General features: G+C 58.6%; 22 protein-coding genes and 2 tRNA genes. 12 read left to right on the top strand and 12 right to left on the bottom strand.

Translation table 11 applies throughout. The annotated features are described in order from the left end of the window. The first annotated feature begins 8 nt into the window (after positions 1–8). Complete coding sequence (gene tviB, locus ACR0NT_RS11090; protein ID WP_170446546.1) at positions 9–1,292, top strand: Vi polysaccharide biosynthesis UDP-N-acetylglucosamine C-6 dehydrogenase TviB; 1,284 nt, start codon at positions 9–11, stop codon at positions 1,290–1,292. A 34-nt stretch (positions 1,293–1,326) separates the two neighbouring features. Here the strand turns inward: tviB and nqrF are convergent, their stop codons facing one another. Genes nqrF through ACR0NT_RS11060 form a run of 6 tightly spaced genes read right to left on the bottom strand, consistent with a single transcriptional unit; the run spans position 1,327 to position 7,187 of the window. Continuing rightward, the gene (gene nqrF, locus ACR0NT_RS11085) at positions 1,327–2,550 is read right to left on the bottom strand and encodes an NADH:ubiquinone reductase (Na(+)-transporting) subunit F (protein ID WP_170446548.1); all 1,224 of its coding nucleotides are present in this window, start codon (positions 2,548–2,550) and stop codon (positions 1,327–1,329) included. Positions 2,551–2,560: 10 nt separating this feature from the next. Continuing rightward, complete coding sequence (gene nqrE, locus ACR0NT_RS11080) at positions 2,561–3,169, bottom strand: NADH:ubiquinone reductase (Na(+)-transporting) subunit E (RefSeq protein WP_039526851.1); 609 nt, start codon at positions 3,167–3,169, stop codon at positions 2,561–2,563. Continuing rightward, complete coding sequence (locus tag ACR0NT_RS11075; RefSeq protein WP_170326472.1) at positions 3,169–3,822, bottom strand: NADH:ubiquinone reductase (Na(+)-transporting) subunit D; 654 nt, start codon at positions 3,820–3,822, stop codon at positions 3,169–3,171. Before ACR0NT_RS11075 ends, nqrE begins: the two co-directional genes overlap by 1 nt. Continuing rightward, positions 3,822–4,637 (bottom strand): Na(+)-translocating NADH-quinone reductase subunit C, encoded by an 816-nt coding sequence (locus tag ACR0NT_RS11070; RefSeq protein ID WP_170446550.1) that lies wholly within the window; start codon positions 4,635–4,637, stop codon positions 3,822–3,824. Before ACR0NT_RS11070 ends, ACR0NT_RS11075 begins: the two co-directional genes overlap by 1 nt. Next, positions 4,630–5,838, bottom strand: coding sequence for an NADH:ubiquinone reductase (Na(+)-transporting) subunit B (locus ACR0NT_RS11065; RefSeq protein ID WP_170673799.1), 1,209 nt, complete (start codon positions 5,836–5,838; stop codon positions 4,630–4,632). Before ACR0NT_RS11065 ends, ACR0NT_RS11070 begins: the two co-directional genes overlap by 8 nt. Before the next feature lie 5 nt (positions 5,839–5,843). Then, the gene (locus ACR0NT_RS11060; protein ID WP_170673802.1) at positions 5,844–7,187 is read right to left on the bottom strand and encodes a Na(+)-translocating NADH-quinone reductase subunit A; all 1,344 of its coding nucleotides are present in this window, start codon (positions 7,185–7,187) and stop codon (positions 5,844–5,846) included. Between the two features lie 288 nt (positions 7,188–7,475). Between ACR0NT_RS11060 and ACR0NT_RS11055 the strand changes: the two genes are divergently transcribed. Beyond that, complete coding sequence (locus ACR0NT_RS11055) at positions 7,476–8,591, top strand: THUMP domain-containing protein (protein ID WP_170673804.1); 1,116 nt, start codon at positions 7,476–7,478, stop codon at positions 8,589–8,591. Between the two features lie 99 nt (positions 8,592–8,690). Continuing rightward, a tRNA-Pro gene (locus ACR0NT_RS11050) sits at positions 8,691–8,767 on the top strand. A 387-nt stretch (positions 8,768–9,154) separates the two neighbouring features. Here ACR0NT_RS11050 and ACR0NT_RS11045 read toward each other — a convergent pair. Next, a complete protein-coding gene (locus ACR0NT_RS11045; RefSeq protein WP_170446559.1) occupies positions 9,155–9,610 on the bottom strand; it encodes an Lrp/AsnC family transcriptional regulator in 456 nt (151 codons plus the stop codon). Positions 9,611–9,725: 115 nt separating this feature from the next. Here ACR0NT_RS11045 and ACR0NT_RS11040 point away from each other — a divergent pair, with 115 nt between their 5' ends. Together ACR0NT_RS11040 and ACR0NT_RS11035 are read left to right on the top strand one after the other, a co-directional pair. Continuing rightward, positions 9,726–10,925, top strand: a complete 1,200-nt coding sequence (locus tag ACR0NT_RS11040; protein WP_170446561.1) for a methionine gamma-lyase — start codon at positions 9,726–9,728, stop codon at positions 10,923–10,925. Between the two features lie 14 nt (positions 10,926–10,939). Then, positions 10,940–13,312 (top strand): 1-deoxy-D-xylulose-5-phosphate synthase N-terminal domain-containing protein, encoded by a 2,373-nt coding sequence (locus ACR0NT_RS11035; protein ID WP_170673807.1) that lies wholly within the window; start codon positions 10,940–10,942, stop codon positions 13,310–13,312. Between the two features lie 420 nt (positions 13,313–13,732). Here the strand turns inward: ACR0NT_RS11035 and ACR0NT_RS11030 are convergent, their stop codons facing one another. From ACR0NT_RS11030 to ACR0NT_RS11020, 3 genes are read right to left on the bottom strand one after another with little or no spacing between them, the layout of a single operon-like run. Further along, positions 13,733–15,796, bottom strand: a complete 2,064-nt coding sequence (locus tag ACR0NT_RS11030) for an ABC transporter permease subunit (RefSeq protein WP_170446566.1) — start codon at positions 15,794–15,796, stop codon at positions 13,733–13,735. 4 nt (positions 15,797–15,800) lie between these two features. Then, positions 15,801–16,880, bottom strand: coding sequence for a betaine/proline/choline family ABC transporter ATP-binding protein (locus tag ACR0NT_RS11025; protein ID WP_170673810.1), 1,080 nt, complete (start codon positions 16,878–16,880; stop codon positions 15,801–15,803). 59 nt (positions 16,881–16,939) lie between these two features. Continuing rightward, positions 16,940–17,875 carry an ABC transporter substrate-binding protein gene (locus ACR0NT_RS11020; RefSeq protein WP_170446570.1) on the bottom strand — a complete coding sequence of 312 codons (936 nt, stop codon included), beginning with the start codon at positions 17,873–17,875 and terminating at the stop codon, positions 16,940–16,942. Positions 17,876–17,971: 96 nt separating this feature from the next. Between ACR0NT_RS11020 and betI the strand changes: the two genes are divergently transcribed. Together betI and ACR0NT_RS11010 are read left to right on the top strand one after the other, a co-directional pair. Continuing rightward, a complete protein-coding gene (gene betI, locus ACR0NT_RS11015; RefSeq protein ID WP_480443065.1) occupies positions 17,972–18,703 on the top strand; it encodes a transcriptional regulator BetI in 732 nt (243 codons plus the stop codon). A gap of 171 nt (positions 18,704–18,874) precedes the next feature. Next, complete coding sequence (locus ACR0NT_RS11010; RefSeq protein ID WP_170446572.1) at positions 18,875–19,978, top strand: Hint domain-containing protein; 1,104 nt, start codon at positions 18,875–18,877, stop codon at positions 19,976–19,978. 47 nt (positions 19,979–20,025) lie between these two features. Here ACR0NT_RS11010 and ACR0NT_RS11005 read toward each other — a convergent pair whose 3' ends face one another. Next, complete coding sequence (locus tag ACR0NT_RS11005; RefSeq protein WP_170446574.1) at positions 20,026–20,223, bottom strand: hypothetical protein; 198 nt, start codon at positions 20,221–20,223, stop codon at positions 20,026–20,028. 190 nt (positions 20,224–20,413) lie between these two features. Further along, positions 20,414–20,498: transfer RNA gene (locus ACR0NT_RS11000), tRNA-Leu, on the bottom strand. Between the two features lie 742 nt (positions 20,499–21,240). Between ACR0NT_RS11000 and ACR0NT_RS10995 the strand changes: the two genes are divergently transcribed. Genes ACR0NT_RS10995 through ACR0NT_RS10975 form a run of 5 tightly spaced genes read left to right on the top strand, consistent with a single transcriptional unit; the run spans position 21,241 to position 26,716 of the window. Continuing rightward, complete coding sequence (locus ACR0NT_RS10995) at positions 21,241–21,648, top strand: hypothetical protein (RefSeq protein ID WP_480443092.1); 408 nt, start codon at positions 21,241–21,243, stop codon at positions 21,646–21,648. 2 nt (positions 21,649–21,650) lie between these two features. Beyond that, positions 21,651–23,660 (top strand): dynamin family protein, encoded by a 2,010-nt coding sequence (locus tag ACR0NT_RS10990; protein ID WP_170673813.1) that lies wholly within the window; start codon positions 21,651–21,653, stop codon positions 23,658–23,660. An 8-nt stretch (positions 23,661–23,668) separates the two neighbouring features. Beyond that, positions 23,669–25,399, top strand: coding sequence for a dynamin family protein (locus tag ACR0NT_RS10985; RefSeq protein WP_170673816.1), 1,731 nt, complete (start codon positions 23,669–23,671; stop codon positions 25,397–25,399). A gap of 22 nt (positions 25,400–25,421) precedes the next feature. Further along, positions 25,422–25,823, top strand: a complete 402-nt coding sequence (locus tag ACR0NT_RS10980) for a hypothetical protein (RefSeq protein ID WP_170673819.1) — start codon at positions 25,422–25,424, stop codon at positions 25,821–25,823. Between the two features lie 23 nt (positions 25,824–25,846). Next, positions 25,847–26,716 carry a hypothetical protein gene (locus tag ACR0NT_RS10975; protein ID WP_170673822.1) on the top strand — a complete coding sequence of 290 codons (870 nt, stop codon included), beginning with the start codon at positions 25,847–25,849 and terminating at the stop codon, positions 26,714–26,716. The last annotated feature ends 8 nt before the right edge of the window (positions 26,717–26,724 follow it).

Genomic DNA, 26,724 nt, shown 5'->3' with positions numbered 1-26,724 from the left:
GGGCTGTGATGCTTGAAACCAACCCGAATTCCCGTCGGATCGCTGTTATTGGGCTGGGCTATGTCGGCCTGCCGCTGGCTGTGGCCTTCGGCAAGATCGGCCCGGTTGTGGGCTATGATATCAACCCGGACCGGATCAAAGCTTTGCGCGTGGGGCTGGATGCAACGCAAGAGGTCGAGCCCGAAGACCTGACGGCAGCCTCCGGGCTGATTTTCACAACCGACAGGTCCGACCTGGCGGAATGCGACACGTACATCGTCACGGTCCCTACGCCGATCACCGACGGCAAGCAGCCGGACCTGTCCCCCTTGCTTGCGGCGTCTGAAATGGTTGGCGGGCTTCTGAAACCCGGTGATCTGGTGATCTATGAATCTACTGTCTATCCCGGCGCGACCGAGGAAGACTGCGTGCCGGTTCTGGAACGCGCATCGGGGCTGGATTTCAACCGCAATTTCTTTGCCGGATACAGCCCCGAGCGGATCAATCCCGGCGACAAGACGCACAGGATTTCCGATATCTGCAAGGTGACCTCCGGCTCGACCCCCGAAGTGGCCGATCTGGTGGACGCGCTTTACGCCCGGATCATCGCGGCCGGCACCCATAAGGCCGAAAGCATCCGTGTGGCCGAGGCCGCGAAGGTGATCGAGAACACACAGCGCGATCTGAACATCGCGCTGGTCAATGAATTGGCGATGATCTTTGGCCGTATGGATATCGACACGGATGCCGTTTTGCGGGCGGCGGGCACCAAATGGAACTTCCTGCCCTTCCGTCCCGGTCTGGTTGGCGGGCACTGTATTGGGGTCGATCCCTATTACCTGACCCACAAGGCCGAGGCCGTCGGCCATCATCCGCAGATCATTCTGGCTGGACGGCGGCTGAATGACAGCATGGGCGGCTATGTGGTTTCACAATTGGTCAAGCGGATGATGCGCGACGGGATCAACGTGGGCGCGGCGCGGGTTTTGGTGATGGGGCTGACTTTCAAAGAAAACTGCCCGGACCTGCGCAATACACGCGTTGTCGATATCATCGAAGAACTGCAGGAATACGGCGTTACCGTGGATGTCTATGATCCCCACGCCGATCCGCGCGCCGCTGAGGCCGAGTATGGGATCTCACTGATCGATGACCCCCAGAACGCCACCTATGACGGCGTGGTGCTGGCGGTGGCGCATCGGGAGTTTCTGGACCTCGATCCTGCGCAGGTGCGCGCCTACGGCAAAGGTCAGAGCGTCGTGTTCGACGTCAAATCCTGCCTTCCCAAAGAGGCTAGCGACCTGCGCCTGTAAAAAACCGGCGCTGGATGCGCCGGCTCTTTGTTCCTTACCCGCCGAAATCGTCGAGCATGATGTCTTCGCGGTCCACACCCAGATCCAGCAGCATGTTGATGACCGACTGGTTCATGATCGGTGGGCCACACATGTAGAACTCGCAATCTTCGGGCGCGGGGTGGTTCTTGAGGTATTCTTCGAACAGGACGTTGTGGATGAAGCCGGTGTAGCCTTTCCAATCGTCCTCGGGCTGCGCGTCCGACAGGGCCACGTGCCATTCGAAATTGTCGAATTCCTTGGCGAGAGTGTCGAAATCCTCGACAAAGAACATCTCTTTCTTCGAGCGCGCACCGTACCAAAAGCTGATCTTGCGGTTGCGGTTCTCAAGACGCTTGAGCTGGTCAAAGATGTGGCTGCGCATCGGCGCCATACCGGCGCCACCGCCGATAAAGACCATCTCTTTTTCAGTCTCGCGGGCGAAGAATTCACCAAACGGGCCTGAGATCGTAACCTTGTCGCCCGGCTTCAGGTTGAAGATGTATGACGACATCTGACCCGGAGGGATACCTTCGGAGCCCGGAGGCGGCGAGGCGACCCGGACGTTCAGCATGATCATGCCCTTTTCATCCGGGTAGTTGGCCATCGAATAGGCGCGCTCGATCGGTTCGTTCACAACCGATTCATACTGCCACAGATTGAAGCGATCCCAATCTTCACGGTACTCTTCCTCCACGTCGAAATCAGTGTATTTCAGCGCGTGCGCCGGGGCCTCGATCTGGATGTAACCACCGGCGCGGAAATTCACATCCTCACCCTCGGGCAGGTCCAGCGTCAGTGCCTTGATGAAGGTCGCAACGTTTTCGTTCGAGCGTACGGTGCATTCCCACTTCTTAACGCCAAAGACCTCTTCCGGAACTTCGATATCCATGTCCTGCTTGACCGCAACCTGACAGGACAGACGGTCACCGCAGGAGGCTTCGCGCTTGGTGATATGGCTTTCCTCGGTCGGCAGGATCGAGCCGCCACCGGAATGTACCTTCACCCGGCATTGCGCGCAGGTGCCGCCGCCCCCACAAGCCGACGGGACAAACAGTTTCTCGGCTGCCAGTGTCTGCAGCAGCTTGCCGCCTGCCGGCACCGAGATGGTTTTCTCACCGTTGATGGTGATGTTCACGTTGCCGGTCGAGACCAGCCGCGAGCGTGCGGCCATGATGATGGCGACCAGCGCCAGAACGATCAGCGTGAAAAGGATTACGCCAAGGCTAAAAGTTTCCATTGCGCCCTCCTTACAGTTTCACGCCCGAGAAGGACATGAAGGCCATCGCCATCAGCCCCGCGGTGATGAAGGTGATGCCCAGACCTTGCAATCCGTCGGGAATGTCCGAGTATTTCAGCTTTTCCCGAACCCCGGCCATTGCGGTGATCGCCAGCGCCCAGCCAAAGCCGGAGGACAGACCGTAGGTGGTGGCCTCGGCAAAATTGTAGTCGCGTTCGACCATGAACAGCGAACCGCCCAGAATGGCGCAGTTCACCGTGATCAGCGGCAGAAAAATCCCCAGCGCGTTGTAGAGCGGCGGGAAATACTTATCGAGCACCATTTCCAGAATCTGAACCATCGCCGCAATCACGCCAATGTAGGAAATCAGGCCGAGGAAGGTCAGGTCCACATCCGGGAACCCGGCCCAGGCCAGCGCGCCGGGCTTCAGCAGGTAGTTCAGCAGCAGGTTGTTGGCAGGCACGGTGATCGCCTGAACGACCATGACTGAGATGCCCAGACCCAGCGCGGTCGAAATCTTTTTCGACACGGCGATGAAGGTACACATCCCCAGGAAGAAGCTGAGCGCAAGGTTTTCGACAAAGATGGCCTTTACGGCCAGTGAGATCAGACCTTCCATCAGTGGGCCTCTACCTGCTGAATTTTGTATTCACGCTCTTCCACCTGGTTCGGCTTCCATGTGCGGAAGGCCCAGATGATCAGACCGATGATGAAAAACGCCGACGGCGGCAGCAGCAACATGCCGTTGGGCACATACCAGCCACCGTTGTTGATGGTCTCCAGAATGGTGACACCAAACAGCGACCCGGCACCGAACAGCTCACGAATGAAGCCAACCAGCATCAGGATCAGGCCATAGCCCATGCCGTTGCCCACACCGTCGATGAAGGACGCCATCGGCGGGTTCTTCATCGCAAACGCTTCGGCGCGGCCCATCACGATACAGTTGGTGATGATCAGACCAACGAAAACCGACAGGGTTTTTGAAATCTCAAAGGCATAGGCCTTGAGAACCTGATCCACCAGGATCACCAGCGAGGCGATAATCACCATCTGCACGATGATCCGGATCGAGCCCGGGATTTGATTGCGTAGGATCGAGATGAACATCGACGAGAAAGCGGTCACAAAGGTCACCGCCAGCGCCATCACAAAGGCCACCTGCAGCGATGAGGTCACCGCCAGCGCCGAGCAGATGCCCAGAACCTGCAGCGTGATCGGGTTGTTGTCGACAAGCGGGTCGACCAGCATCTCTTTCTTGGTCTGAGACATCAGAGTTCTCCTGCTTGCAGTTTGGCCAGGAACGGAGCGTAGCCCGCATCGCCCATCCAGAATTTCACCAGGTTATCGACACCCACGGACGTCAGCGTGGCACCGGCCAGCGCGTCGACATAGAAGTCGGGACCTGCGGCGGGTTGCGATTTGGCAACGGTGATCTGCAGATCGCCTGCGTCATCGCGCAGTTTCTTACCGCTCCACAGCGCTTTCCAGCGCGGGTTATCCACCTCGGCACCCAGGCCCGGGGTCTCACCATGCTGATAGAACTGCAGGCCGAAGATATCGTTGCCGTTGTTTTCGAGCGCGATAAAGCCATAGAGCGTCGACCACAGGCCATAGCCGTGCAGCGGCAGGATCACCTTGTCCAGCGCGCCTGCATCGTCGCGCAGCAGATAGATCACGCGGTACTTTGCCTTGCGGCCAATGCCTGCCGGATCGTCATCCAGCGCGACGCTCAGCTCGGGGTCGCTGGCGGCGGCGATATCATCGAACGTGGTCGGGTCGAATTGATCATCGACGAACTCGCCTGTGGCCAGCTCCAGCACATGCGGCTCAAATGCGGCAAAGGCTTCGGACACGTCGATGCCGGGCTCGTAAACGCCCGCCACCTGCAGAACGTTCACCTGTTTGTCCTTCAGCGCGTTTGCTTCCTGCACCGGGCGCAGGCTAACCGCAGCGGCGGACACAACCATCGAGGCCACAAGGCAGACAGCCACGGCGATGAAGATCGTCTTGCCAACCGAATCCGGCGAGGCCGCCAGAAACTTGGCAATCGCGCCTTTTGGTTCTTGGGATTGCGTATCAGACATGGCGACGCGCCCTCCGTTTGATGTTGGCCTGAACGACGAAATAATCGATCAGCGGTGCAAAGACGTTGCCGAACAGGATGGCCAGCATCATGCCTTCGGGGAAAGCCGGGTTGAGGACACGGATCAGCACAACCATGACACCGATCAGCGCGCCATAGATGTAGCGGCCCAGATTGGTGTGGCTTGCCGATACCGGTTCGGTCACCATAAAGGCCAGACCGAACGCATATCCGCCCAGCACGATGTGCCAGTACCAGGGCATGGCGAACATCGGGTTGGTGTCCGACCCGATCAGGTTCAGCAGCCAGGTGAACACGATCGTCCCGGCCAGACAGCCCACGATCAGGCGATAGTTGGCAATCTTGGTTACAAGCAGGAAGGCCAAACCAATAATACAGGCCAGCGTCGAGGTCTCGCCAAAGCTGCCCTGAATGGTGCCGTAGAAGGCGCTCCACCAGGTGATGCCCTCGGCGGCTAGCGCCTGCATCCCGTCAGCCGCAGAAACGGCCAGCGCCGTGGCGCCCGAGAACCCGTCAACCGGGGTCCAGACCGCATCACCCGACATCTGCGCCGGATAGGCGAAATACAGGAACGCGCGGCCCACCAGCGCGGGGTTGAGGAAGTTCTTGCCGGTCCCGCCAAACACCTCTTTGCCGATCACGACGCCAAAGATAATGCCCAATGCCACCTGCCACAGGGGCGTCGTTGCGGGCATAATCAGCGTGTAAAGCATTGATGTCACAAGGAAACCCTCGTTTACCTCGTGCCCGCGTACGGTCGCGAAGATGACCTCGAAAATACCGCCTGCGACCAGTGTCACGATATAGATCGGCAGGAAGTACAAAAGCCCGTGCATGACATTGGCAAAGATGCTGGACGGGTCCAGTGAAATGCCGAACATCTGCAGCAGCGCGATCCGCCAGCCGGTGGCCGACTCCGGCCCCAGCGTGGCAATGGCCGAGTTCGCCTGATAGCCGGTGTTCCACATCCCCCACAGGATACAGGGGATCGTCGCGATCACGACGTAGGTCATGATCCGCTTCATATCCACATAGGACCGCGCATGTGGGGCGACGGTGGTTACGGTTTTCGGAGTGTAGATGAAACTTTCGACCATCTCGTAGATGGGGAAAAGCTTCTCGTACTTGCCGCCCTTGGTAAAGTTCGGCTCAATCCGGTCAAAGAAGCTGCGCAAACCCATTCGGATCAGCCCTCCTTTTCAATTTTGGTCAGGCAGTCGCGCAGCGCCAGCCCGTATTCATATTTCGCCGGACAGGCAAAGCCCACAAGGCCCAGATCCTCTTCGTCCAGCTCCAGCGCGCCCAGTGCCTGAGCGGTATCAGTGTCCATCACCAGCAGCGCCCGCAGCAGCTGGGTCGGCAGATAGTCCTGCGGCATCAGCTCTTCGAACGTGCCCGTGGGTACCATCGCGCGGCGGCCACCGTTCAGGTTGCTGGTCAGGTTGTAGAGCTTGCGGGCAAAGGCCGATCCAAGAACCGGCTGGATCGCGAATTTCGACGGCATCGGAAGAATCCAGCCCATAGTGTGCTGGTCGTGGTCTTCACGAATGATCGAAATCTGACGAGCGAAGCGCCCCAGATAAGCGGTCGGACCGTCGGCCTGCGTTCCGGACAGGATCGAGCCCGAGATGATCCGGGCGGTGCCGTCCACATCAACCTCATCGCGGGTCAGGTCATCGGTCGAGGCGCCCATCACGGTGCGGATCAGACGCGGTTGCCGCGCGCCCGGACCACTCAGAGCGATCACAACGTTGGGGTCCAGATGCCCGGTTTGGAACAGCCGGCCAATCGCGATCACGTCCTGATAGCCGATGGTCCAGACCTGCTTGTCGCCTGCCAGCGGCTCGAGGAAGTGAATATGCGTGCCTGCCAGACCTGCGGGGTGCGGGCCGGAGAAGGCCGCGGCCTCGACACCCGCCACATCCGCACCCGGAATGGAATCACTGTCCTTGTGGCACAGATAGGTTTTGCCCTCGGTCAGCTTGGAAATCACACCCAGGCCCGCAGCAAACGCTTCACCCGCATCGGCAATGATCACGGCGGCGTCGGCCGCAAGCGGTTCGCTATCCATCGCGGTAACGAAAATCGCTGCCGGAGAGGTGCCCGGCACAGGCATCTTGGAATAGGGGCGCGTGCGGAAAGCCGTCCACAGGCCTGCGGCGCACAGCTTATCGGCCACACCTTCGGCGCTGTCACCGCTGCCGACACCCGAGAAATCAACACCTGTGTCGTTCGGGTCCGAAACCTCGATCACGACGCTCTGCAGCACGCGGCGGGCGCCGCGATTGATCGCCACGACTTTGCCGCTAAGCGGAGCCACCATCATCGCCTGAGGCACATCCTTGTGACAGAACAGCGGTGTACCGCGCTGAACCGTGTCACCTTCCTGAACCAGCATACGCGGTTTCAGGCCAAGGTAGTCGCCCCCCAACACTCCAACAGATGTGAATTCTGGTCCCGGATGGATGGTTTGTTCCGGTGCGCCCTGCACCGGCAACTCCAACCCTTTTTTCAGTTTGAAAGTTTGCATGTCGCTACTGTCTTCCAAGCCTCTTTACCTGCGCCAGCCATGCCGACACCTTTTCAGGGTCAGACAATAACGCGGGATTTCCAGACCGTCGTCGCAAAAGCGTCGAAATGCGTCCGAATTCCGCGGGCGTAATTCTGATTGTGGCCCCTTTACGCGGGGATGATGCTAAAAGCAAACCTGTTACCGTCAAAACTGCACTTTGAATGGCACTTTCCGCGGAAGATTTACGTTTTGTCGCAGCTCAATTTGCGTGTCGCACCCGGAAAGCTTCCAGTGTAAGCAAATCCAATGGAACAGACGAGCGATCTTGAGATTTTTCTGGTGGCCACCCCGGGGCTTGAGGCGCCATTGCACGCCGAGACCGTCGAGAAGGGATTCGCAGCGGCCAAAATCGTGCCCGGCGGGGTCAGCTGCCGTGGTGACTGGGCCGAAGTCTGGCGCGCGAACCTGTGTCTGCGCGGGGCCAACAAGGTTCTTGTCCGATTGGGCAGCTTTCCCGCGGTTCATCTAGCGCAGCTCGACAAGCGGGCGCGCAAGTTTCCGTGGTCCGATATCCTGCGCCCTGACGTTCCGGTCAAGGTCGAAGCCACCAGCCGCAAGTCGCGTATCTATCACGCAGGCGCCGCCCGCCAGAGGATCGAGCGGGCGATCTCGGAAACGCTGGGGGTACCGATTTCATCTGATGCGGACCTGCGCGTCTTGCTGCGCATCGAAAAGGACATCTGTACCTTGTCCGTCGACACCTCGGGCGAGCCATTGCACAAACGCGGCCATAAACCGGCAGTGGCCAAGGCTCCGATGCGCGAAACAATGGCGGCGATGTTTCTGCGTGAATGCGGCTTTGACGGGTCGGAACCCGTTCTGGACCCGATGTGCGGTTCGGGCACATTTGTCATCGAAGCGGCCGAGATTGCTTTGGGGCTGAACCCCGGCCGGTCCCGCCATTTTGCTTTCGAAGACCTGCACGGGTTCGATTCGAAAGCCTGGGCCGCAATGCAACAGAGCGACCCGCGATCGGAAACGGACATGGTGTTTCATGGCTCAGACCGAAACGCCGGCGCCGCGGACGCGGCCACCACCAACGCCGACCGGGCCGGAGTTGCCGCACACACCCGGTTTCAGTGCAAGTCGGTCAGTGACATCAAACCTCCGGCGGGTCCTGCAGGTTTGGTCATCGTCAACCCGCCCTATGGCGCCAGAATCGGAGACGAAAAGCGCCTGCGCTCTCTGTACGGCAGTCTGGGCAAAGTTCTGATGTCACGATTCAGCGGCTGGCGTGTTGGGATAGTGACCAGCAACCAGCCGCTCGCCCGCGCAACACGGCTGCCTTTGCTGGCCCCGGGACCCGTGGTAGATCATGGCGGCACGAAAATCCGGCTATACCGAACCGATCCCTTGCCCTGACGGGAAATCCGTGTCGCCCGCCCGCCTGGAATTCCTGCGCGGGACGTCAAAAACCCTCTTGCACATCCAAATCCCCGGGTATAGATCACCCGCCACGGTCGGAGTGTAGCTCAGCCTGGTAGAGCACTGTCTTCGGGAGGCAGGGGTCGGAGGTTCGAATCCTCTCACTCCGACCAATAAAATCAGACACTTTCGCTGATTTCTCGCCTCTCAAAATTTCCCTGTTTTCGTTACGCGTAGTGGTTTGCGGTAACATGTCCGATTCAGCGCACCAGACCCGGTTTGATCATCGTGATCATGTTCTGGTTAACGTGCCTGACCTATGCTGCAATCTCGGCCTGGCTCTTTGTCGATTTCAGCGCTAGCACCCCGACGCTCGACGTATTTTGCCAACCTTGCGTTTTCGTATGGTTTCCTAGTCATCGCAATCTTCTCAAAAGCGACGCAGCACGTGCTGCACGTCTTCTCTAAAGCGATGCTGACAATGGGAAATTGCCACGGGAAAAAATCATTCTGTCAAAGTGTTTAGCCAGTTGGGAACCGCTCATTCTAACTCGGTTCATCTATCCGGGCGGAAAAACGGCGGTCTTTTTTACCGTTCCATAGACAAAGCTGGTATCGATCGAGGCTATCCCGCCGATCGGATGAATTCGGTGACGAATAAATTCCTCATAGGCCTCGAGGTCCGATACCAAAACCCGCAATTGGTAGTCCATTGCCCCAGTCAGCACGTGGCATTCAAGAACTTCATCGATCATCCGAACACGCTTTTCAAAGTTCTGAACGTCCGTTTCATTGTGCCGCTCCAACCGGATACGCACGAAGACAGTAATGGCCATCCCATACGCGGCAGCGTCAACGTCGGCGCTGTATCCCTTTATCACTCCGTTGGCTTCGAGGTTTTTGACCCGGCGCAAACACGGCGAGGGGGACAAGTTCACTTCGTCGGCAAGATTCTGGTTCGTCATGCGCCCGTCCCGCTGCAGCGCTCGAATGATTTGCCTGTCCTTGGCGTCCATTTCACCCTCTTGCTTGGCAGAATATGCCAATATTGCCGTTCAAGTTGGTATAATTCGCAACCATTAGCCCAAAGTAAAGGCGCAATCTGGCTCCAACATGTATCAGGAGCTTGCAATGACTCGTTCAACCGGATTTGCCACCCGCGCCATTCACCACGCTTACAACCCTCTGGAAAATGACGGTGCGCTGACGCCACCCCTGCATTTGACGTCCACATTTACTTTCGAAACCGCAGAGGCTGGCGGAGAGATGTTCGCGGGCGAACGTGAAGGTCATATCTACAGCCGTATTTCAAACCCCACATGCGACCTTCTTGAACAACGCATTGCCGTGCTTGAAGGAGCCGAGGCTGGACTGGCTCTCTCAAGCGGCATGGGGGCGATCACGGCTGTTCTATGGACCCTGCTGTCGCCGGGGGACGAAGTCATCGTGGACAAAACGCTCTATGGCTGCACCTTCGCGTTCATGCGTCACGGTTTGGCGAAATGGGGAGTCACGATCACACATGTCGACATGACAGACCCCGAGAACCTGAAAGCGGCCGTTTCTGACAAAACCCGCGTTGTCTATTTCGAAACTCCGGCCAATCCGAACATGCGCTTGGTGGACATCGCAGCGAGCGCCGAGATCGCGCATTCGGTCGGCGCAACGGTTGTCGTCGACAACACCTATGCCAGCCCGTATCTGACCCGCCCGATTGAACACGGGGCAGATATCGTTCTGCACTCCGCCACCAAATACCTCGGTGGGCATGGCGATGTGGTTGCCGGTCTGGTTGTCGGGTCGGCCGAACAGATTGCTGAGATCCGCCTTGTTGGGATGAAGGACATGACCGGTGCGGTAATGGCCCCTTTCAACGCGATGCTGATCCTGCGTGGTCTGAAGACACTGAACCTGCGTCTGGATCGCCACTGTGCGTCTGCCAAGGTCGTCGCAGATTTCCTCGAAGCACATCCCGCCGTCGGCGAGGTTTATTTCCCCGGGCTTGAGAGTTTCGCCCAGCACGATGTCGCGCAGCGCCAGATGTCCCAACCCGGCGCCATGATAGCGTTTGAAATCAAGTCCGGCCTGTCCGGTGGGATTGAATTCATGAACCGCCTGAACATGATCCAGCGCGCGGTGTCTTTGGGCGACGCGGAAACTCTGATTCAACACCCAGCATCCATGACGCATTCGACGTATACCCCGGAAGAGCGGGCCGAGCATGGGATCAGCGATGGCCTGATCCGTCTGTCCGTCGGGCTGGAGGATGTCGAAGATATCCTTGCAGACCTGGAGCAAGCCTTGCCCTACCCTGCCCGCAGCGCCGCCTGAACCCGGAGACAGTCATGCACATTGATCCCACCCAACTGAAGATCGTCGAACAGCGCCTGCTGTGGTTGTCGCATTGGATGATCCACCATGCCAACCATGTTCGGCCAAAGGTGGATGGGATCAAGATCGGTGGCCATCAGGCTTCGTCTGCTTCGATGGTATCGATCATGACTGCGCTCTATTTCTCGGCCTTGCGTCCAGAAGACCGGGTTGCAGTCAAGCCCCATGCCTCGCCGGTTTTTCATGCGATGCAGTATCTCATGGGCAATCAAACGCGCGAGAAGATGGAGAACTTCCGCGGATTTGGGGGTGTGCAAAGCTATCCCAGCCGGACCAAGGATATTGACGATGTTGATTTTTCGACCGGGTCAGTGGGTCTGGGTGTCGCGATCACCTCGTTTGCCTCGATCATTCAGGATTACATCAAGGCTAAGAGCTGGGGCTCCGACGCCCCAATGGGGCGTATGGTGGCCCTGGTGGGCGATGCCGAACTGGACGAAGGCAACGTTTATGAGGCGTTGCAGGAAGGCTGGAAGAACGACCTGCGCAACACTTGGTGGATCATCGATTACAACCGACAGTCACTGGATGGTATCGTCCGGGAAGGGCTGTTCGAACGGATCGAGAAAATCTTTGATGCGTTCGGGTGGGATGTCGTGCGTGTTAAATATGGGGTTCTGCAACGCGCGGCCTTTGAAGAGCCCGGCGGCAACCGCCTGCGTGACTGGATCGACGCCTGTCCCAACCAGGACTACTCCGCTTTGACGTTCATGGGTGGCGCGAACTGGCGTCAGCGTCTCTTGGACGACCTGGGGGATCAGGGAGACGTGACCGCCCTGATCGAACGGCGCACGGACGCTGAACTTGCGGCCCTGATGGAGAACCTGGGTGGCAACTGCGTCGAGACAATGGCCCAGACATTTGCCGCCATCGATCATGATCGCCCAACGTGCTTCCTGGCCTACACCGTCAAAGGATGGGGCACCCCCATTGCCGGCCACAAGGACAATCATGGCGGGCTGATGAACAATAGCCAGTTTGCCGCGTGGCAGTCACATATGGGCGTCTCGAAAGGTGAAGAATGGGAGCCGCTCGCGACAGTGCAGGACCCAGACGCCCTCAAGGATTTTCTGGCCAGCACCCCGTTTTTTGCCAAAGGTCCGCGCCGCTATTTTGATGACAAGCTGGATGTGCCGCCAATCGAGATCGACACCAGTCGCGAAACCTCGACCCAGATGGCGTTCGGCAAGATCCTTGACGATCTGTCAAAAGGCGCCAGCCCATTGGCCGAGCGCATAGTGACGACCTCGCCAGATGTGACAGGCACGACAAGCCTTGGTCCTTGGGTGAACCGGCGCAAACTGTTTGCCCGTTCCGAACAATCCGACGCCTTCATAGAACACCGGATCCCTTCGACGGCGAAATGGGTGTTTACGCCGGAAGGACAGCATATCGAGCTTGGTATCGCCGAAATGAACCTCATGCTGCTTCTGGGCGCAGCGGGTCTGTCCCATTCCCTGTTCGGCAAGCGGCTGATCCCAATTGGCACCGTCTATGATCCATTTGTCAGCCGCGGCCTCGATGCGCTGAATTACGCCTGTTATCAGGACGCGCGCTTCATGCTGGTTGGCACACCTTCGGGCGTTACACTGGCCCCCGAAGGTGGAGCACACCAATCCGTTGGAACACCGCTGATCGGGATGAGCCAGGACGGGCTGGCCGCTTTTGAACCCGCCTTTGCCGACGAGCTAGCGGTGATCATGGAGTGGGCCTTTGATTACATTCAGCGCGACGGCGAAGGGCAGCCTGACGAGCGCACATGGCTTCGCGATGAAACCGGAGGGTCCGTCTATCTGCGCCTGACCACCAACCCGATTGAACAGCCGGGAAAACGTGTCGACGATGAGTTCCGCCAAGGTGCCATTGATGGGGCCTATTGGTTGCGAAAACCGGGGCCCAATTGCGAAGTTGTAATCGCCTATCAAGGCGCCGTCGCGCCAGAGGCAATCAAAGCCGCTGGTATGATTGGCGAGGGCCGTCGCGACATAGGTGTTTTGGCCGTGACGTCCGCAGATCGCCTGAATGCCGGATGGACTGCCGCCCAACGAGCGCGTTCTCGCGGTAACCAAGCGGCACGCTCCCACATCGAAACCCTGATGTCCGACCTTCCACCCCACTGTAAGCTCGTCACCGTTATCGATGGTCATCCTGCAACTCTCTCCTGGCTCGGGGCAGTGCTTGGACATCAGACTATTCCAATGGGCGTTGAGCATTTTGGTCAGACCGGAACAATCGGCGATCTATATCGCCACCACTGCATCGATGCAGATGCTATTCTGGAGAAAGTGAATGGCCTGACCCATGGCCGGACTCTTCACCGTGCATAAGTGGGTTGGATTTGGGTAGAGAAAACAGAGATCAAACCAGCTCTGAACTTAGACCAAAGCAGCTACAGGGGTATGTAGACAATGCTCCATAGACGAAAACCAATAACTTGGCTGCCAGCACCGATCTTCGGGAGGCATGGGGCGGAGGTTCGAATCCTCTCACTCCGACCAATAAAACAAGGCGCTCGAGGGCGCCTTTGTTGTTTTTGGGTTTTTGAACGCATTGATCTTCGCAACGTTAAAATCGCCCGCGCGCTCATTTCGTTCCCACCCATTGAAGCCGAACACCGCAACCCCACCTCAAACCTCCCAGTCCATAATCCCGACGGCTTTCTTTAGCGCGTCAGGACTATCGGACCGGCAAACTCTTTCCGGCGTTTCCTGTGAAGTAGCGAGATAAGCCGTGGCGTTACCTTGTTGTCAGATGGTGTTGTCCAGTTTCACACCGTGGCGGGCCTGAATCTGCTGGCTGAAGCCTTGCGTGATGCGGTCGGCAATCATGGCGATGATGGCCATACCGATCCCGGCAGTCATGCCAACCCCAAAGTCACCGTCCCCAAGTCCGATGTAAATCTGCTGGCCCAGATCATCCGTGCCCACCAATGCGGTGATCACCAGCATCGAAATACCGAACATGATCGTCTGGTTCAGCCCCAGCATGATCGACGGCACCGCCAGCGGCAGCTTTACCTGCCACAGTGATTGTTGGGGGGTTGTCCCGATGGCCGTCGCGGCCTCGATCACGTCATGGGGCAGATTGCGCAGACCGTGCTCGGTGTATCGGATCGCGGGGACGATCGCATAAACGATGATGGCCAGAAGAGCGGTGAACTCACCGATCTTGAACACCATCACAAAGGGGATGAGGATCACGAACAGAGGCATGGTCTGCAGCGTGTCGATGACAGGCCGCACCATGCGCGAGACGGTGTCATTCTCGGACGCCCAGATGCCGATTGCGCTGCCGAACAGGAAAGACAGCAGCACCCCGACCCCACAGAGATAGAGCGAAACGACCGACGGTTCCCATATCCCGGTCAGCAACAGGAAAGCGACCCCGGCCAGCGCCCACAGGGCGAGGTTCGTGCCACCAGCCTGCCAGGCCAAAGCGATGATGATTGCGCAGAGTGCAATCCAGGCCAGACCGGTCAACCCGGAATACAGAACCAGAGCGAACAGGATGACCCAAAGCGCCGGCAGCAACCGCCCCTTGATGGCCAGATAGCCTGCCACCGCCGCAACAATCAACGCATAGCCAACAGTCACCGCCGGGGTCATGGCAAAGCCCCAGGTGAACGGGCTGACGGCCTGAGCCAGACCAATTTTGATCGGCAGCATCAGGTAGAACAGCGCCGCCCGCTTGATCGCCTCAAGCACAGTGCGGAATTCGACAAACACCCATTCCAGACCCGCGTTCATTGCCGGGGCCGGGTTCAGGACCCATGCCTCGGGCCAGTCCTTGAGCGGCGAAAGGACCAGAGCCAGCAGCCAGGCCGCTCCAAACAGAACGGCGCATGTGATCCACCCTGACGCCTTGCGCTGAGTCGAATTGGATTGCACCGCAAATCCCCAGGTGATCCGGTCCAGCACCATCGCCATCAGCGCAATCACGATCCCGGCCAGCAGGCTTTCTCCGAATTGGGCCTTGCGCATGGTCGACAGCACTTCCCAACCGATATCGTTGGTGCCCCCGATGATCGAGGCGATGATGACCATCGACAGGGACGCCATCGTTGTCTGGTTTACGCCCAGCAGAACTTGCCGCTGCGCCGTTGGCACCCGCACGCGCCAGAACAGTTGCGACGGGGTGGCACCGCTCATCAGGCCGGACTCGATCACCTCATCCGGGACACCGCGCAGGCCGACGATGGTGTTGCGCACCATCGGAGGGAAGGCAAACAGGATCGAGGCGACCAGACCGACCGTTGTGCCAAAGCCGAACAGCAAGAGGATCGGCAGCAGGTATGCAAAGGCGGGCACTGTCTGCATCAGGTCCAAAATGGGCATGATGATCCGGCAGGCCCGCTCAGACATGAACCCCCATGTTCCCAGCGCAAACCCCAAAACAACCGCCATCGGGATCGATACACACACCAGAGCGAAAGAGTTCATCGACTGGGTCCAGAACCCGAACGTCACCATGTAAAGCAGGCTGGCCGCGGTGAAGATCGCCAGCCCTTTGCCCCCGGCGCGCAAGGCCAGAAAAACCCACAGAACAAACCAGGCCGCCCAGGGCACAGCGTGCAGAACCGTCTTGGCCAGCAGGATCGGCCAGTCCAAAAGCCACGAAATGGCCTTGAAGAACCACCCGAAGGTTACAACGAACCACCGCATCGCGGTGTTCATCGGATCGGTCACCGGCAGGACCAGAGCGTCGGGATAGGTCACCAGCGGTCCGAGGTTTTTGGCAAAAACAACGCAAACCGCCACCAGAATCGTGACCGCAAGCCAGACCACCAGCGATCTGTTCGAAGCTGCGTCCATAGTGTCAGTCCTTGACCGCAGAGGCGTCCGAGACACCGCTGGCCAAAGCGGCAATCACGTTCTGGCTGGTCATGTGCACCAGCGCGTTGTCGTCCCGACGCACCGCGACACCGGTGTCATGCGAGGCCAGATAGGGCAGCAGGTCGGCCACGTTGGTCGAAGCCGGAACCTCTTTGATCCCCGCGGGCGGGCTGTTGTCCGAGGCCACATCGCCTGCGGTCAGGATCAGCTCCCACGGGACATCATTGGTGAATTCGCGGACATAATCATCGACCGGGTTCAGGATCAGATCCACCGGACGTCCGATCTGCACGATCGCGCCGTCCTTCATGATCGCCATCCGGTCGGCAATGCGCAGCGCCTCAAGGAAATCATGGGTGATGAAGACGATGGATTTGTGCAGTTCTTGCTGCAGCCGCAGGAATTCGTCCTGCATCTGGCGGCGGATCAAAGGGTCCAGCGCACTGAAGGGCTCATCAAGGAACCAGACCTCGGGCTCCACCGCCAGCGACCGAGCAATACCGACACGCTGTTGCTGTCCACCGGACAATTGGCTGGGGAAGCTGCTTTCCCGCCCCTCCAGACCGACCAGCGAGATCACCCGCTCGGCCCTCTCCAGGCGTTCCTTGTCATCCAGACCCTGCAGTTTCAGCGGAAAGGCCACGTTCTCCAGAACGTTCAGATGCGGCATCAGGCCAAAGCTCTGGAACACCATCCCCATCTTGTGACGTCGAATGTCGATCAATTCCTTCGAGGACACTTTCAGCAGGTCCTCTCCATCCAGCAGAATCTCTCCGGCGGTGGGTTCGACCAGACGGGACAGGCAGCGCACGATGGTGGACTTGCCCGAGCCCGACAGCCCCATGATCACGAAAATCTCGCCCGGCATGACGTCAAAACTGACGTCGGTCGAAGCAACGATACCACCATTGTCCCGAATACGTTGCGCTATCGCCTTGGCTTCGTCGGGCCCCTGCCCGGCAACATCGACGTTGCCCAGATGCTGGTCCGCCCCTTTGCCGTAGAGCTTCCAGACATGCTTGCAGGACAGTTTCGGGGTGGTGGTCGGGGAGGGTGTAGTCATTTCGGCAGCCTTGAAAAAGGTGGAGCACGCATATGGCGCTCCACCGGAAGCGTTGGTGTTTATTGCTTTGCGGCTTCAACCCAGGGCTGCCAGACGTCCTGGTTTGCACCCATCCATTCGGCCACGACCTCTTTCACTTCGCGCCCGTTCTGATCCACTTCCAGGATCAGGGCGTTTTGCACATCGTTGGTCATGCTCATCAGTTCGACCATCTTCATCGCATCCGGATAGGTCGAGGCGAAATCCTTGGCGACGATCTTGTCGACGGTCGCCTGCTGAAAGCCACAGGCCTCACCGCGTTTCTGGCTGGCCTCGTCGCAGGTGCCGTGCGGCGTGTCCCATTCGACCCATTCAACCTCGGTATCCGCGAATACCCAATGCGGTTGCCACATCATCATCAGAATCGGCTGCTCTGCGGCAACGGCACTTTTGAGTTCGGCCAGCATCGCGCCCTCCGAGCCACCGGGTACCGGCTTGAACGGCAGGTCGATCAGTTTGACCAGATCGGCTGAACGGGTCCCCCAGTCCGCCGGATAGGTGATCAGACGGCCATCGGGGAAGGTGTCTGCGGCGGCAAAGGCCTGCGCGCAGTCATAAAGCGCCTCATAGGCGGGCAGACCCGGGCAGAGATCGGCCATGTACGGGGGGTAAATCCAACCTTCCTGCGGCTCGAGCCCCAGCCCGCCGACAACAATGATGTCCCCGGCTTCGACAGCCTTGGGGTAGATGTCGCCCACGTTATTGGTCCACAGTTCGGGCTGATAATGCAGGCTGCCTTCGGCAATCGCAGCCAGCTGCGGCACGGCACCGGCGGTAACGTATACGACCTCGTGGCCCAGCTCTTCGAACAGTGCGCCCGCGAAATGGGCCGAGATGTGCTGGCCCGTCCATTCGTTGACGGCAATCTTGATCGGATCAGCAAGCGCCGCGCCCTGCGTCAACATAAGCGTAGCGGAAGCCAGCAAAGCAGGCCTCAGTTTGCGTGAGAATTTCATGGTTAACCTCCGTTGGTGCGTTGGCCGTTTTCGGCCTTTTGTGCCCGCATCGAAAAACAGTACAGCTGCAGGTAATTTGATGCATTGGATCATTTTATGTCAACTGCGTTTGTTTTTCACCTTCCCGAATGGTACTTTCGTATCCATTACGCTGAGCATGAAAGCGATCCTAACATGAGAAAGCAGACCATCAAGAACATGCGTCGCAAGCAATTGACCGAGGCGGCGTTTGAAATTCTCAAAACTCATGGAATCGCGGGGACGACTTTTGACAAGGTTGCCAAAGAAGCAGGTGTCTCCAAAGGCGTGGTGCAGCACTATTTCCCAGGAAAAGAAGCCTTGTTCGAGGCTGTTTTGCGCGAAGCCAACGCCAAAGCCCGCCGCTGTGTAACTGCGTTATTTGCCCATAGCGACACACCGGCCGAGCGGCTATACGCGATCTTTTACGGCAATTTCGCGCCGCCGCTTTTTCAGCCCGAATTCTGCCACGCCTGGGTCTGTTTATGCGCAGAGGTGCCGCAGAACGCCCAATATCTACGCATACAAAATACCATCCATTCCCGAATGCGCAGCAACCTGATGAGCGCCTTGCGCCATATGGTTGAACCGGCCTTGGCCGAACAGATTGCCTTTAACCTGACAACGCTGATCGACGGGATATGGATGCGGACCGCCTTGCAGGCAAAACCGATTTCCCCGGCCGACGCCGTGTCTCATATGGAGTTTGCACTGAACCGGTTGTTTCGTGATACGGCGGTCGACAGCGCGAACCTGCAGGCGGCGCGTGAAAAAATTGCGCAAGTCAGCGGAATCCTGTTCAAAATTTGAGGAAAGACAGCAAGGGGTTGCGGCAGTTTCGCCCGTGATCAGGCGCCGCGATTGCTAATCGCGCGGGGTCTTTTGCCCTGCCAAGTGCCTATATTCTAATTTAAACTTGAAATTCCCGGAACTTGACGGCTAAGTGCACGCCGTACGATTTTTCTGTTTCAAGAGTAAAAAATGGCGACCAGTTTTACCGTTTTCTCTCTCGGATCCCTGCCGATCTGGGATACTGTCGAAGGCAACCAAACCCTTGCGACCGGTAATGTTAATGCGGCCCTTGGCACCTATGGCTCTGCTGGCGATCCGCTCTATGACAGCAGGCAGACCTTTGCCGAGGCGGGTGCGGGTTTCGGCGGCGGAGACGCGAACACCTATGATCTGAACAACAATAACTCGAACGATCAGTTCAGCATCGATGGAGGCCCTCCCCAGACCTTTGACGCCTCGATGATTTTCAACGCGGTCATCACATATAACGACGGCACCACCGCCAACATAACGGCCGTTGTTTTTCAGGACACCAACGGCAACACCTATTGGGCACCGGAATTCGAGGAAAACGCTGACCAGGACGCGATCGAGGAAAGCGCGATCCAGTCGATTCAACTGGTGTCGCCGATTTATGCGAACGGTTTCAACACCGGATATTCGCTGACCGGGATAAGGGTCGATTCCAATCCACTGTGTTTTGCACGGGGCGCGATGATCGCCTGCCCCGACGGGCCGCGAGCAATCGAAAACCTGCAAGCCGGAGATCTGGTGCTGACCATGGATAATGGCGCGCAACCGATCCGCTGGATTGGTCGTCGCACCATGGCCGCCATTGGGAAATTTGCGCCGGTCAGGATTCGGGCGGGCGTTCTTGGCGCGCAAGAGACGCTGGAAGTCAGCCCGCAGCATCGCATCCTGTTACAGGGGGCCGAGGTCGAGTTGCAATTCGCCTGCCCACAGGTTTTCGCCGCCGCCACTCATCTGGTTGACGGCGACGGGGTATCCGTGCGGGAAGGTGGAGAAGTCGAGTATTTCCATTTGCTTTTTGACGAGCATCAGATCGTCTGGGCCAATGGCGTCGCGTCTGAAAGCCTCTTTTTGGGAAAAACGGGCATGGCCTCACTTGATGATGACAGCATCGCCGAGATTCAGACCATGTTCCCGGAACTCGATCTCGCCTCGGGGCAAGGCTATGAGTCAGCCCGCCCGGTTCTCAAATCATTTGAGGCGTCCCTGTTGGTCACACAACCGGCGGCCAAGAAACCTGACACATTGGTCGAGGCCGCCTAAGGCACCGCAACGATTTGGGCCGCAAGCGTTCAGGTTCTTCGGACCCCCTAGCTTGGCCGCATTGCGACAAGAACGACGTCAAGCTTATCTTCCAGGGCCTGCAGCTTTTTCAGGTCTTCTTTCGGCAGGTTGGCCGTATCGGCGTCAACTGCGGCAAGCGCGACAACCGGGCGTCCGATTTCCTGTTCAAGCGCCTGAACCGCGTTGAGCTTGTCGGCCTCAAGCGTTGCAAGTGGGTAAAGCATGGCAATCTCCTGTCTACTGATGACTAGGAGTATAGCCGAGTTTCCGGATTTTTCCCCCTATTTACCAAGTTCTTGCCGATGCGCAGCCGGATGGCGGCAAAGAACGGAGAGAGCCGTGACCAGACAGAAAACCCGGAGAGCGCCAAGCCTGCATCCGTTTCAATATCAGTTTTTTCGCTGAAAATCATAGTGGTGCGGGTGGAGGGACTTGAACCCCCACGCCTTGCGGCGCCAGAACCTAAATCTGGTGCGTCTACCAATTTCGCCACACCCGCAGTACCGGCCCTGAGTGCCGGAATGACGTGCTCAATAACAAAGCCTGTGGTCGAGTGCGAGAGGGAAATTCACTTGCGCGCAAGATTATTGAGCGCGGCCCCATAGCAATCGAACCTGACGTATTGGTGGCGACTGACCCGCAGCATCAAGCCCCGGAATCGCAGTCGAATTTTTGACCAGTGCCCTTGCCCCCGATTCTGCCTGAACCGTGTCCGCCAGCATTTTGGCGCTAGGGTGTCATGCTCGGAATACGCCGCCTAGCGCATGATTTTTCCGCCCGGCACGCCATGGAAAAACCCACTACACGTTAAACGCGCCTACGTTGAGTAACGTGCTGCTTCGAAAAAAAACGCCGAAACTGCCTTTTACGCTCCGCACATCAGAGAGCCCACCCCTTCGGCTCAGCGCAATTCTTACAAGCTTGGTATTTTTGCTTACTATTCATAGCATTACAACACAGCTTTCGATCAAAACCGCGCCTCAGAAACGCAGATCAATCACTCATCACTCGCGGTCGTGAATTGTCGGAACTCTGATCTTGCGACCATGGGTTGAAAGCCGCCGCAGGGCTCAGACCATATTTGCGCCACATTTCAAACGCCAAAATATCTTATTCGCGTCAAAATAACACCGCCTTGCCAGTAATTTATGGAGAGCGGGAATTAATGAGTCTTTCCTGCCTTCGGGCGCCGTAAGAGTTTTTTGCTCAACTCGAACACAGGGGTCTTAGCCGTGACCAATATGATGAACTCTGCTGCTGCTGAGCAAGACGCTGTTGGTCTTGCACGTGAAAGTTTCCTTGGTGAACTGAAGTCCTTGAATCAGGACCACCCGAACACGGGCTTTGGCGTTTCTTTACGCACGCATTCGGGGGGCCACTATCTGCTCGCCAATTCCCGGATGCCACTGCCGAAATCCAAATCCCAAGGCTTTCCGACCGGGCGCCGTTTGGCCCTGCTGGAAAACAGTGAACAGTTCAGCTCGATCGAAGTGCTTGCCGATTCCGGCGCCTACGAAGAAATTTCGCCGGGCGCCGAGGCTGCGATTCTGGGCAATGCGCTGAACCTGATCGCCCGGATCGATATCCTGACCAGCTCTGCTGACGGTCAGGTGCAACCCCACATCGCCGCTACTGGAACCGGAGGCTGAGCATGGCCCGTAACGACCACCTTCTGTCCGTAGGGAATGAAGCACTGACGCCGATGACCTCGGCGATGACGGCGCTGACCACGCAGATCGACCAGCTGACAGAGGTGGCGGATGCGCGGTCCTCGGCGCGGCTTGCGACGCTCAAGACTCGCATGGAGAACTTCACGGCCAGCGTGACGTTGGTCGGACAGGTCAAGGCTGGCAAATCCTCGATCGTGAACATTCTGGCCGGGCGTCCTGCCCTGTTGCCTTCGGATGTGAACCCGTGGACCTCGGTGGTGACCACGCTGAACATCAACACCCGCACCGAAGGCGACAAAAAGGCCAAGTTCACCTTTTTCGAACAGGAAGAATGGGACAACCTGATGGTCGGCGGTGGCCGTCTGGGCGAGTTGGCCAATCGCGCCGGTGCCGATGACGAGATGGAAGACATCCGCCGTCAGATCGGTGAGATGAAGGCCAAGTCCGAAGCGCGGCTGGGCCAGCATTTTGACCTGATCCTTGGGCAAAGCCACCAGTACGACTATTTCGACGACGAACTGATCCAGCGCTATGTCTGCCTGGGCGACGAAGACGACCCGGATATCAACCCGAAAACCGGGCGCTTTGCCGATGTCACCAAGTCGGCGGAATTGTTCATGGACATTCCGCAATATCCGATCTCGCTGAAGCTGTGTGACACGCCCGGCGTCAACGATACCTTCATGGTGCGTGAACAGATCACCCTGCGCAGTCTGCGCGGGTCCGAAGTTTGCGTTGTGGTGCTGGCGGCGAGCCAGGCGCTGACCACCATGGACATGGCGCTGATGCGAATCATCGCGCAGTTCGAAAACCGCCAGATCATCCTGTTTGTGAATCGGATTGACGAGCTGTCCGATCCGGTGAACCAGGTGCCCGAGATTCGTGACCGGATTCAGGACACGCTCAAGCAGAACAATATCGACACCAATACCAGCGTCGTGTTCGGCAGCGCACTCTGGGCCGAGGCAGCCCTGACCGGGAACCCCGATATCCTGTCGGAAGAATCCCGTCAGGCCCTGAACACCTTCTATCTGGCCGCCGGGTTTGGCGATCAGGCGCCCTCGCTCGACAAGATCTGGGCACTGTCGGGCCTGCCCGACCTGCTGCTGGCCATGAATGAGCGTATCGCCGAAGGGGCGGGCAATCGCCTGCTGGACCGCGTCCGTCACCGGGCCCGCAACATTGCCAGCCAGATTCGGGCAACCGCGGTGGCCAAGAACCTGTCCGACGGTCAGGGCGTGGTGCGCGATCTCGACGGTGTTTCGCCAGAAGAGGCCATCGCCAAGGTGACAGAAGAATATGAAAAGAAGGCCGCCGAACTGGCCACCTCTCTGCGTGACAAGGTGTTGGATCGTTTGAATTCGGCCGAGAAGAATTTTGTCAAACGGGCCACGGACTCGTTGATTTCGCATCTGGAACAGAATGGCGAGCAAGGCACCTGGCAGTATGACCCGGCGGGTCTGCGTACCCTGCAAAAGGCCGCCTATTTCAGCTTTGCCCGTGCAATGCGCAAAGACGCCGGGGCGCTCTACAGCGCTGCTGCGGCGGATGTCGAAGCGCTGTATCAAAAGCTGCTGGGCAACCATCTGGGTGAGTTCAGCATCGAGGCCCCCATCGTGCCCCGTGTGCCGCCGCCATTGGGCATCGGTCGCACCATCGCGCTGGACTTGCAAAGCACCTGGTGGCGCCGCTGGTGGCAACGCCGCAAAGGGTTCGAGGCCTATGCCGCGGACTACACGCGCCTGATCGCGTCCGAGGCGAACTCGATCACCAAGGACCTTGAGGAAAACCAGATCGCAGCCGTTCTGGAAAACGTTCGGGCGGGCCTGTCCGACTTCCTGCGCGAGCAGAAAGAGACCCTGCTGAACATTTCGGCCTCGGCCGAGCAGGATCCGGGCCAGGCGGCTCTGATGGCGGGCATGACCCCCAAGAAATCGCGCGACGATATCCTGGGCGACATCCTGAAAGATCTTAGTAACGAGGCAGCATAAGTAGCGACATGGCAAAAGATACACAAACCCGCTTCGTCTCTCCTAAGGCTTGGGAACGCATCGAGCAATGGTCCCGGCGCAAACCGATCTTTGCGCTGATGGGAGAGTTCAGTGCCGGGAAATCGACGCTGATGAACTTTCTGCTGCGCTCCCAGGCGCTGCCGACGCAGGTAACGGCCACGCAGCTGCCACCCGTCTGGTTCAGCTGGGGCAAGAAATCGGCCTATGTGCAGCGCCCCGATGGGACCCGCGAGAACATTACTCTGGATCAGCTGGAATCTGTCGGTGTCAACGATGCCCAATTCGTGCGCATTTTCCTTGAGGCCGACATTCTGGAAGCGGTGGACCTGATCGACACCCCCGGTATCTCTGATCCGAAGATCTCAAACGACGTCTGGCGCCGTGCGGTTGGACAGGCCAACGGGGTTCTGTGGTGCACCCATGCGACCCAGGCCTGGCGCGAGACCGAACGTGCGACATGGGTATCTCTGCCGGAACGGTTGCAGCATAACTCTCTGCTGCTGGTGACCCGGGCCGACGTGCTGGGTCCGAAAGATCGGCAAAAGGTGCTGCGCCGGGTCAACCGCGAAGCGGGCCACCTATTCAACCGGTCGATCCTGTTCTCGGCCCGTGATGCCATCATTGCCCGGGACAAGAGCGGTGATGCGGAACAGTGGGCGCGCAGCGGCGGCGGCAAAATGGTCGACAGCTTCCTGCAGATCACCGAACAGATCATGGACAACCGCGCCGATATGTTGACGCGCTATCAGATCGACAACGGTCTGGCCGGGGGCGCACCCGTGCAGCCGATCCGCCCGAAACGCATGGTGGAGCAGGCCGAAGAACCGGCCCCCCTGAAACTGGTCAACCCCGTTCCCGAGACCCCCCGGGAAGACGAGGTCGTCACCAGCTTCCCCGTCCGCCCGACCCGCGTCGAGCGTCGCTCTGAGGAAACCGACCGCGACGAACGCATTGACGCGGCAGAGGCCGAGCGTCTGCGCGCCGAGATGGGCACCGAAACGCCGGTGTCAGAACCGCAACCAGAGGCCGAAGGCGACGATCTGCGCGCCTTTTTCCGGGATACGGAAAGCAACAGTCTGAATCTGGCGGACTACACGGACGAGTCGACAGGCGAAGATCATTTCGACCTGCTGGACGATGATGAAATGGACGACGACGGTGTCAACCTGACAACAGAACCAGTTGAGGCATTGGAAGAACCTGCCGCTGCAGACTCCGACCCGTTCATGGCGTCGCTGGAAGGCAAGCTGGCAGACACGCCCGAACAGGATCAGGAACCGCTCGCAGAGCCGGAAGACCAACGCGCCGAAGTTTCGGTATCCTCGATCGCCGCCTTGCTGTCTGAACAGTCGAGTGGCGCTCAGGATGAATACGAACCGGAACCGGAATCCAGCGGCCTCGTGAACATGCAGGTTGTGCCCATGTCCAATGGCTCCGCCAGCGACGAGCCCGCCTCGTCGGACGACACGGATGAAAGCCAGGAAATCTTGGTGAACGTTCCGACCGACGCACCGCTCAGCGCGGCCTCGATGTGGCGCGACATCACCGCCGGTGAGGATTTGCCGGACGATGTCGAAGGCATGACCAGAGTGTTCGGGGCGTTCCTTGAGGAATTCGACCAGATCGCAGCCGAGCATTTCGCGCGCTATGCCAAGGGGGCGGTTCGCCCGGTGCCGAATGCAGCGAAAAACGGCGGGGCAGAATTCCGTGTGTTATGACCAGAACCTCAGGTAGCAAGCGATGACGATCGAAGCCGCACTGAACACCGCGATGGAAACCATACCCGACTGTATTGCAGCCGGGTATGTCGATATGGAAACCGGGATGTTGCTTGGGACCAACACCCAGGACCAAGACAGCGCCGACGTTCTGGACAGTCTCGCCCTTGCCGTGGCTAACCTGTTTCAGGGTCGCGGTGTCAAAGCCTTTGAGGAATTGCTGCGCGAAGCTGGCGCCGAAGAGGTCGACAATTCGGGATTTGGGGAAATCGCGGTGTTTTCGGATGATCGGCTGAATATCTTTCTGCGGACCCGGGAATATCCCGATCATGTGGTCTGCTACATCTGTCGCAGCAGCGCCAATGTCGGGTTGGCGCTGACAAAATCGCATCTCAGCCTGGGGCCGGTCGCGGCCGCAGTTTAGACGGGACCAGAGGGGGTCACGGCATGGTGGATACGAACATACTCGAGATGCTCGACGACATCGGGCGCTTGTCTGTGGCGCGCCTGAACCCGGCGGTCACGGTTCCCGGGGAGACGGCCCGGGGTCGGCGCGATAAGGTATTGGACACCATTCGCGGCACGATCCTGCCGCGCCGTTTGGAATTCACTGCCGCCAATGGCGATTGCCTCGCCATCGAGGTCAACAGTTCCCGGATCACCGATGTGTTCCGGGTTCAGTCCGGCATCGCTCCGGATTTCGAAACCGAACCCCGCGAGGAACTGGCCGCCAAGCTGGCACAGCTTGTGACCGACATTGCGGCGGCCCCTGCACCGTTGGAGATGATTTCGCTACAGCCCGACAATGCGCTTGAGGCCGACGATGTAGGCATCACCTACAGCGAGCTTGAAAGCGCTTGCGGGAAAATCAAACTGCCTGCGGATCCGGTCATTTCCATCGTCCCGGACGAACCCGAGGACTCCGCCCCCCCCAAGGAAGAAGCGGCAGAAGAACCCACCGACTCTCTGGCGCAGCGGTTCTATGACGGTTCGGAACGGTTTGCCCAGGGCCGGGTTCTGGCCCAAGGCGCAGACGGGGCGTCGTCGCGCATGGACGGCACCTGTGACGAAGGGGAACCGCTGTACCCGAATTCCGATCTGCTGGCCCGGTTCGCCCGCGACCTTGCGGGTTGGGATGGCGACTCGGCCAACGTGATGGACCACCCGCAGTTGATTGTCATGCGGCCCTCTGGCGGCAAGGGCGCCGGGCTGGCCGTTCTGAACGATGGTAAGAGTTTTGCCATCGCCGTACACGAGGCACGCAAGCTGGGCGCCGTTGTCAATCTGTGGGCCACACTGAAAAGGCCGGATGGATGATTGCGCCC

Source organism: Ruegeria sp. AB10 (genome assembly GCF_056542745.1).
The sequence above is the reverse complement of the archived record's forward strand: the minus strand, read 5'-3'. Positions and strand labels throughout refer to the sequence as shown.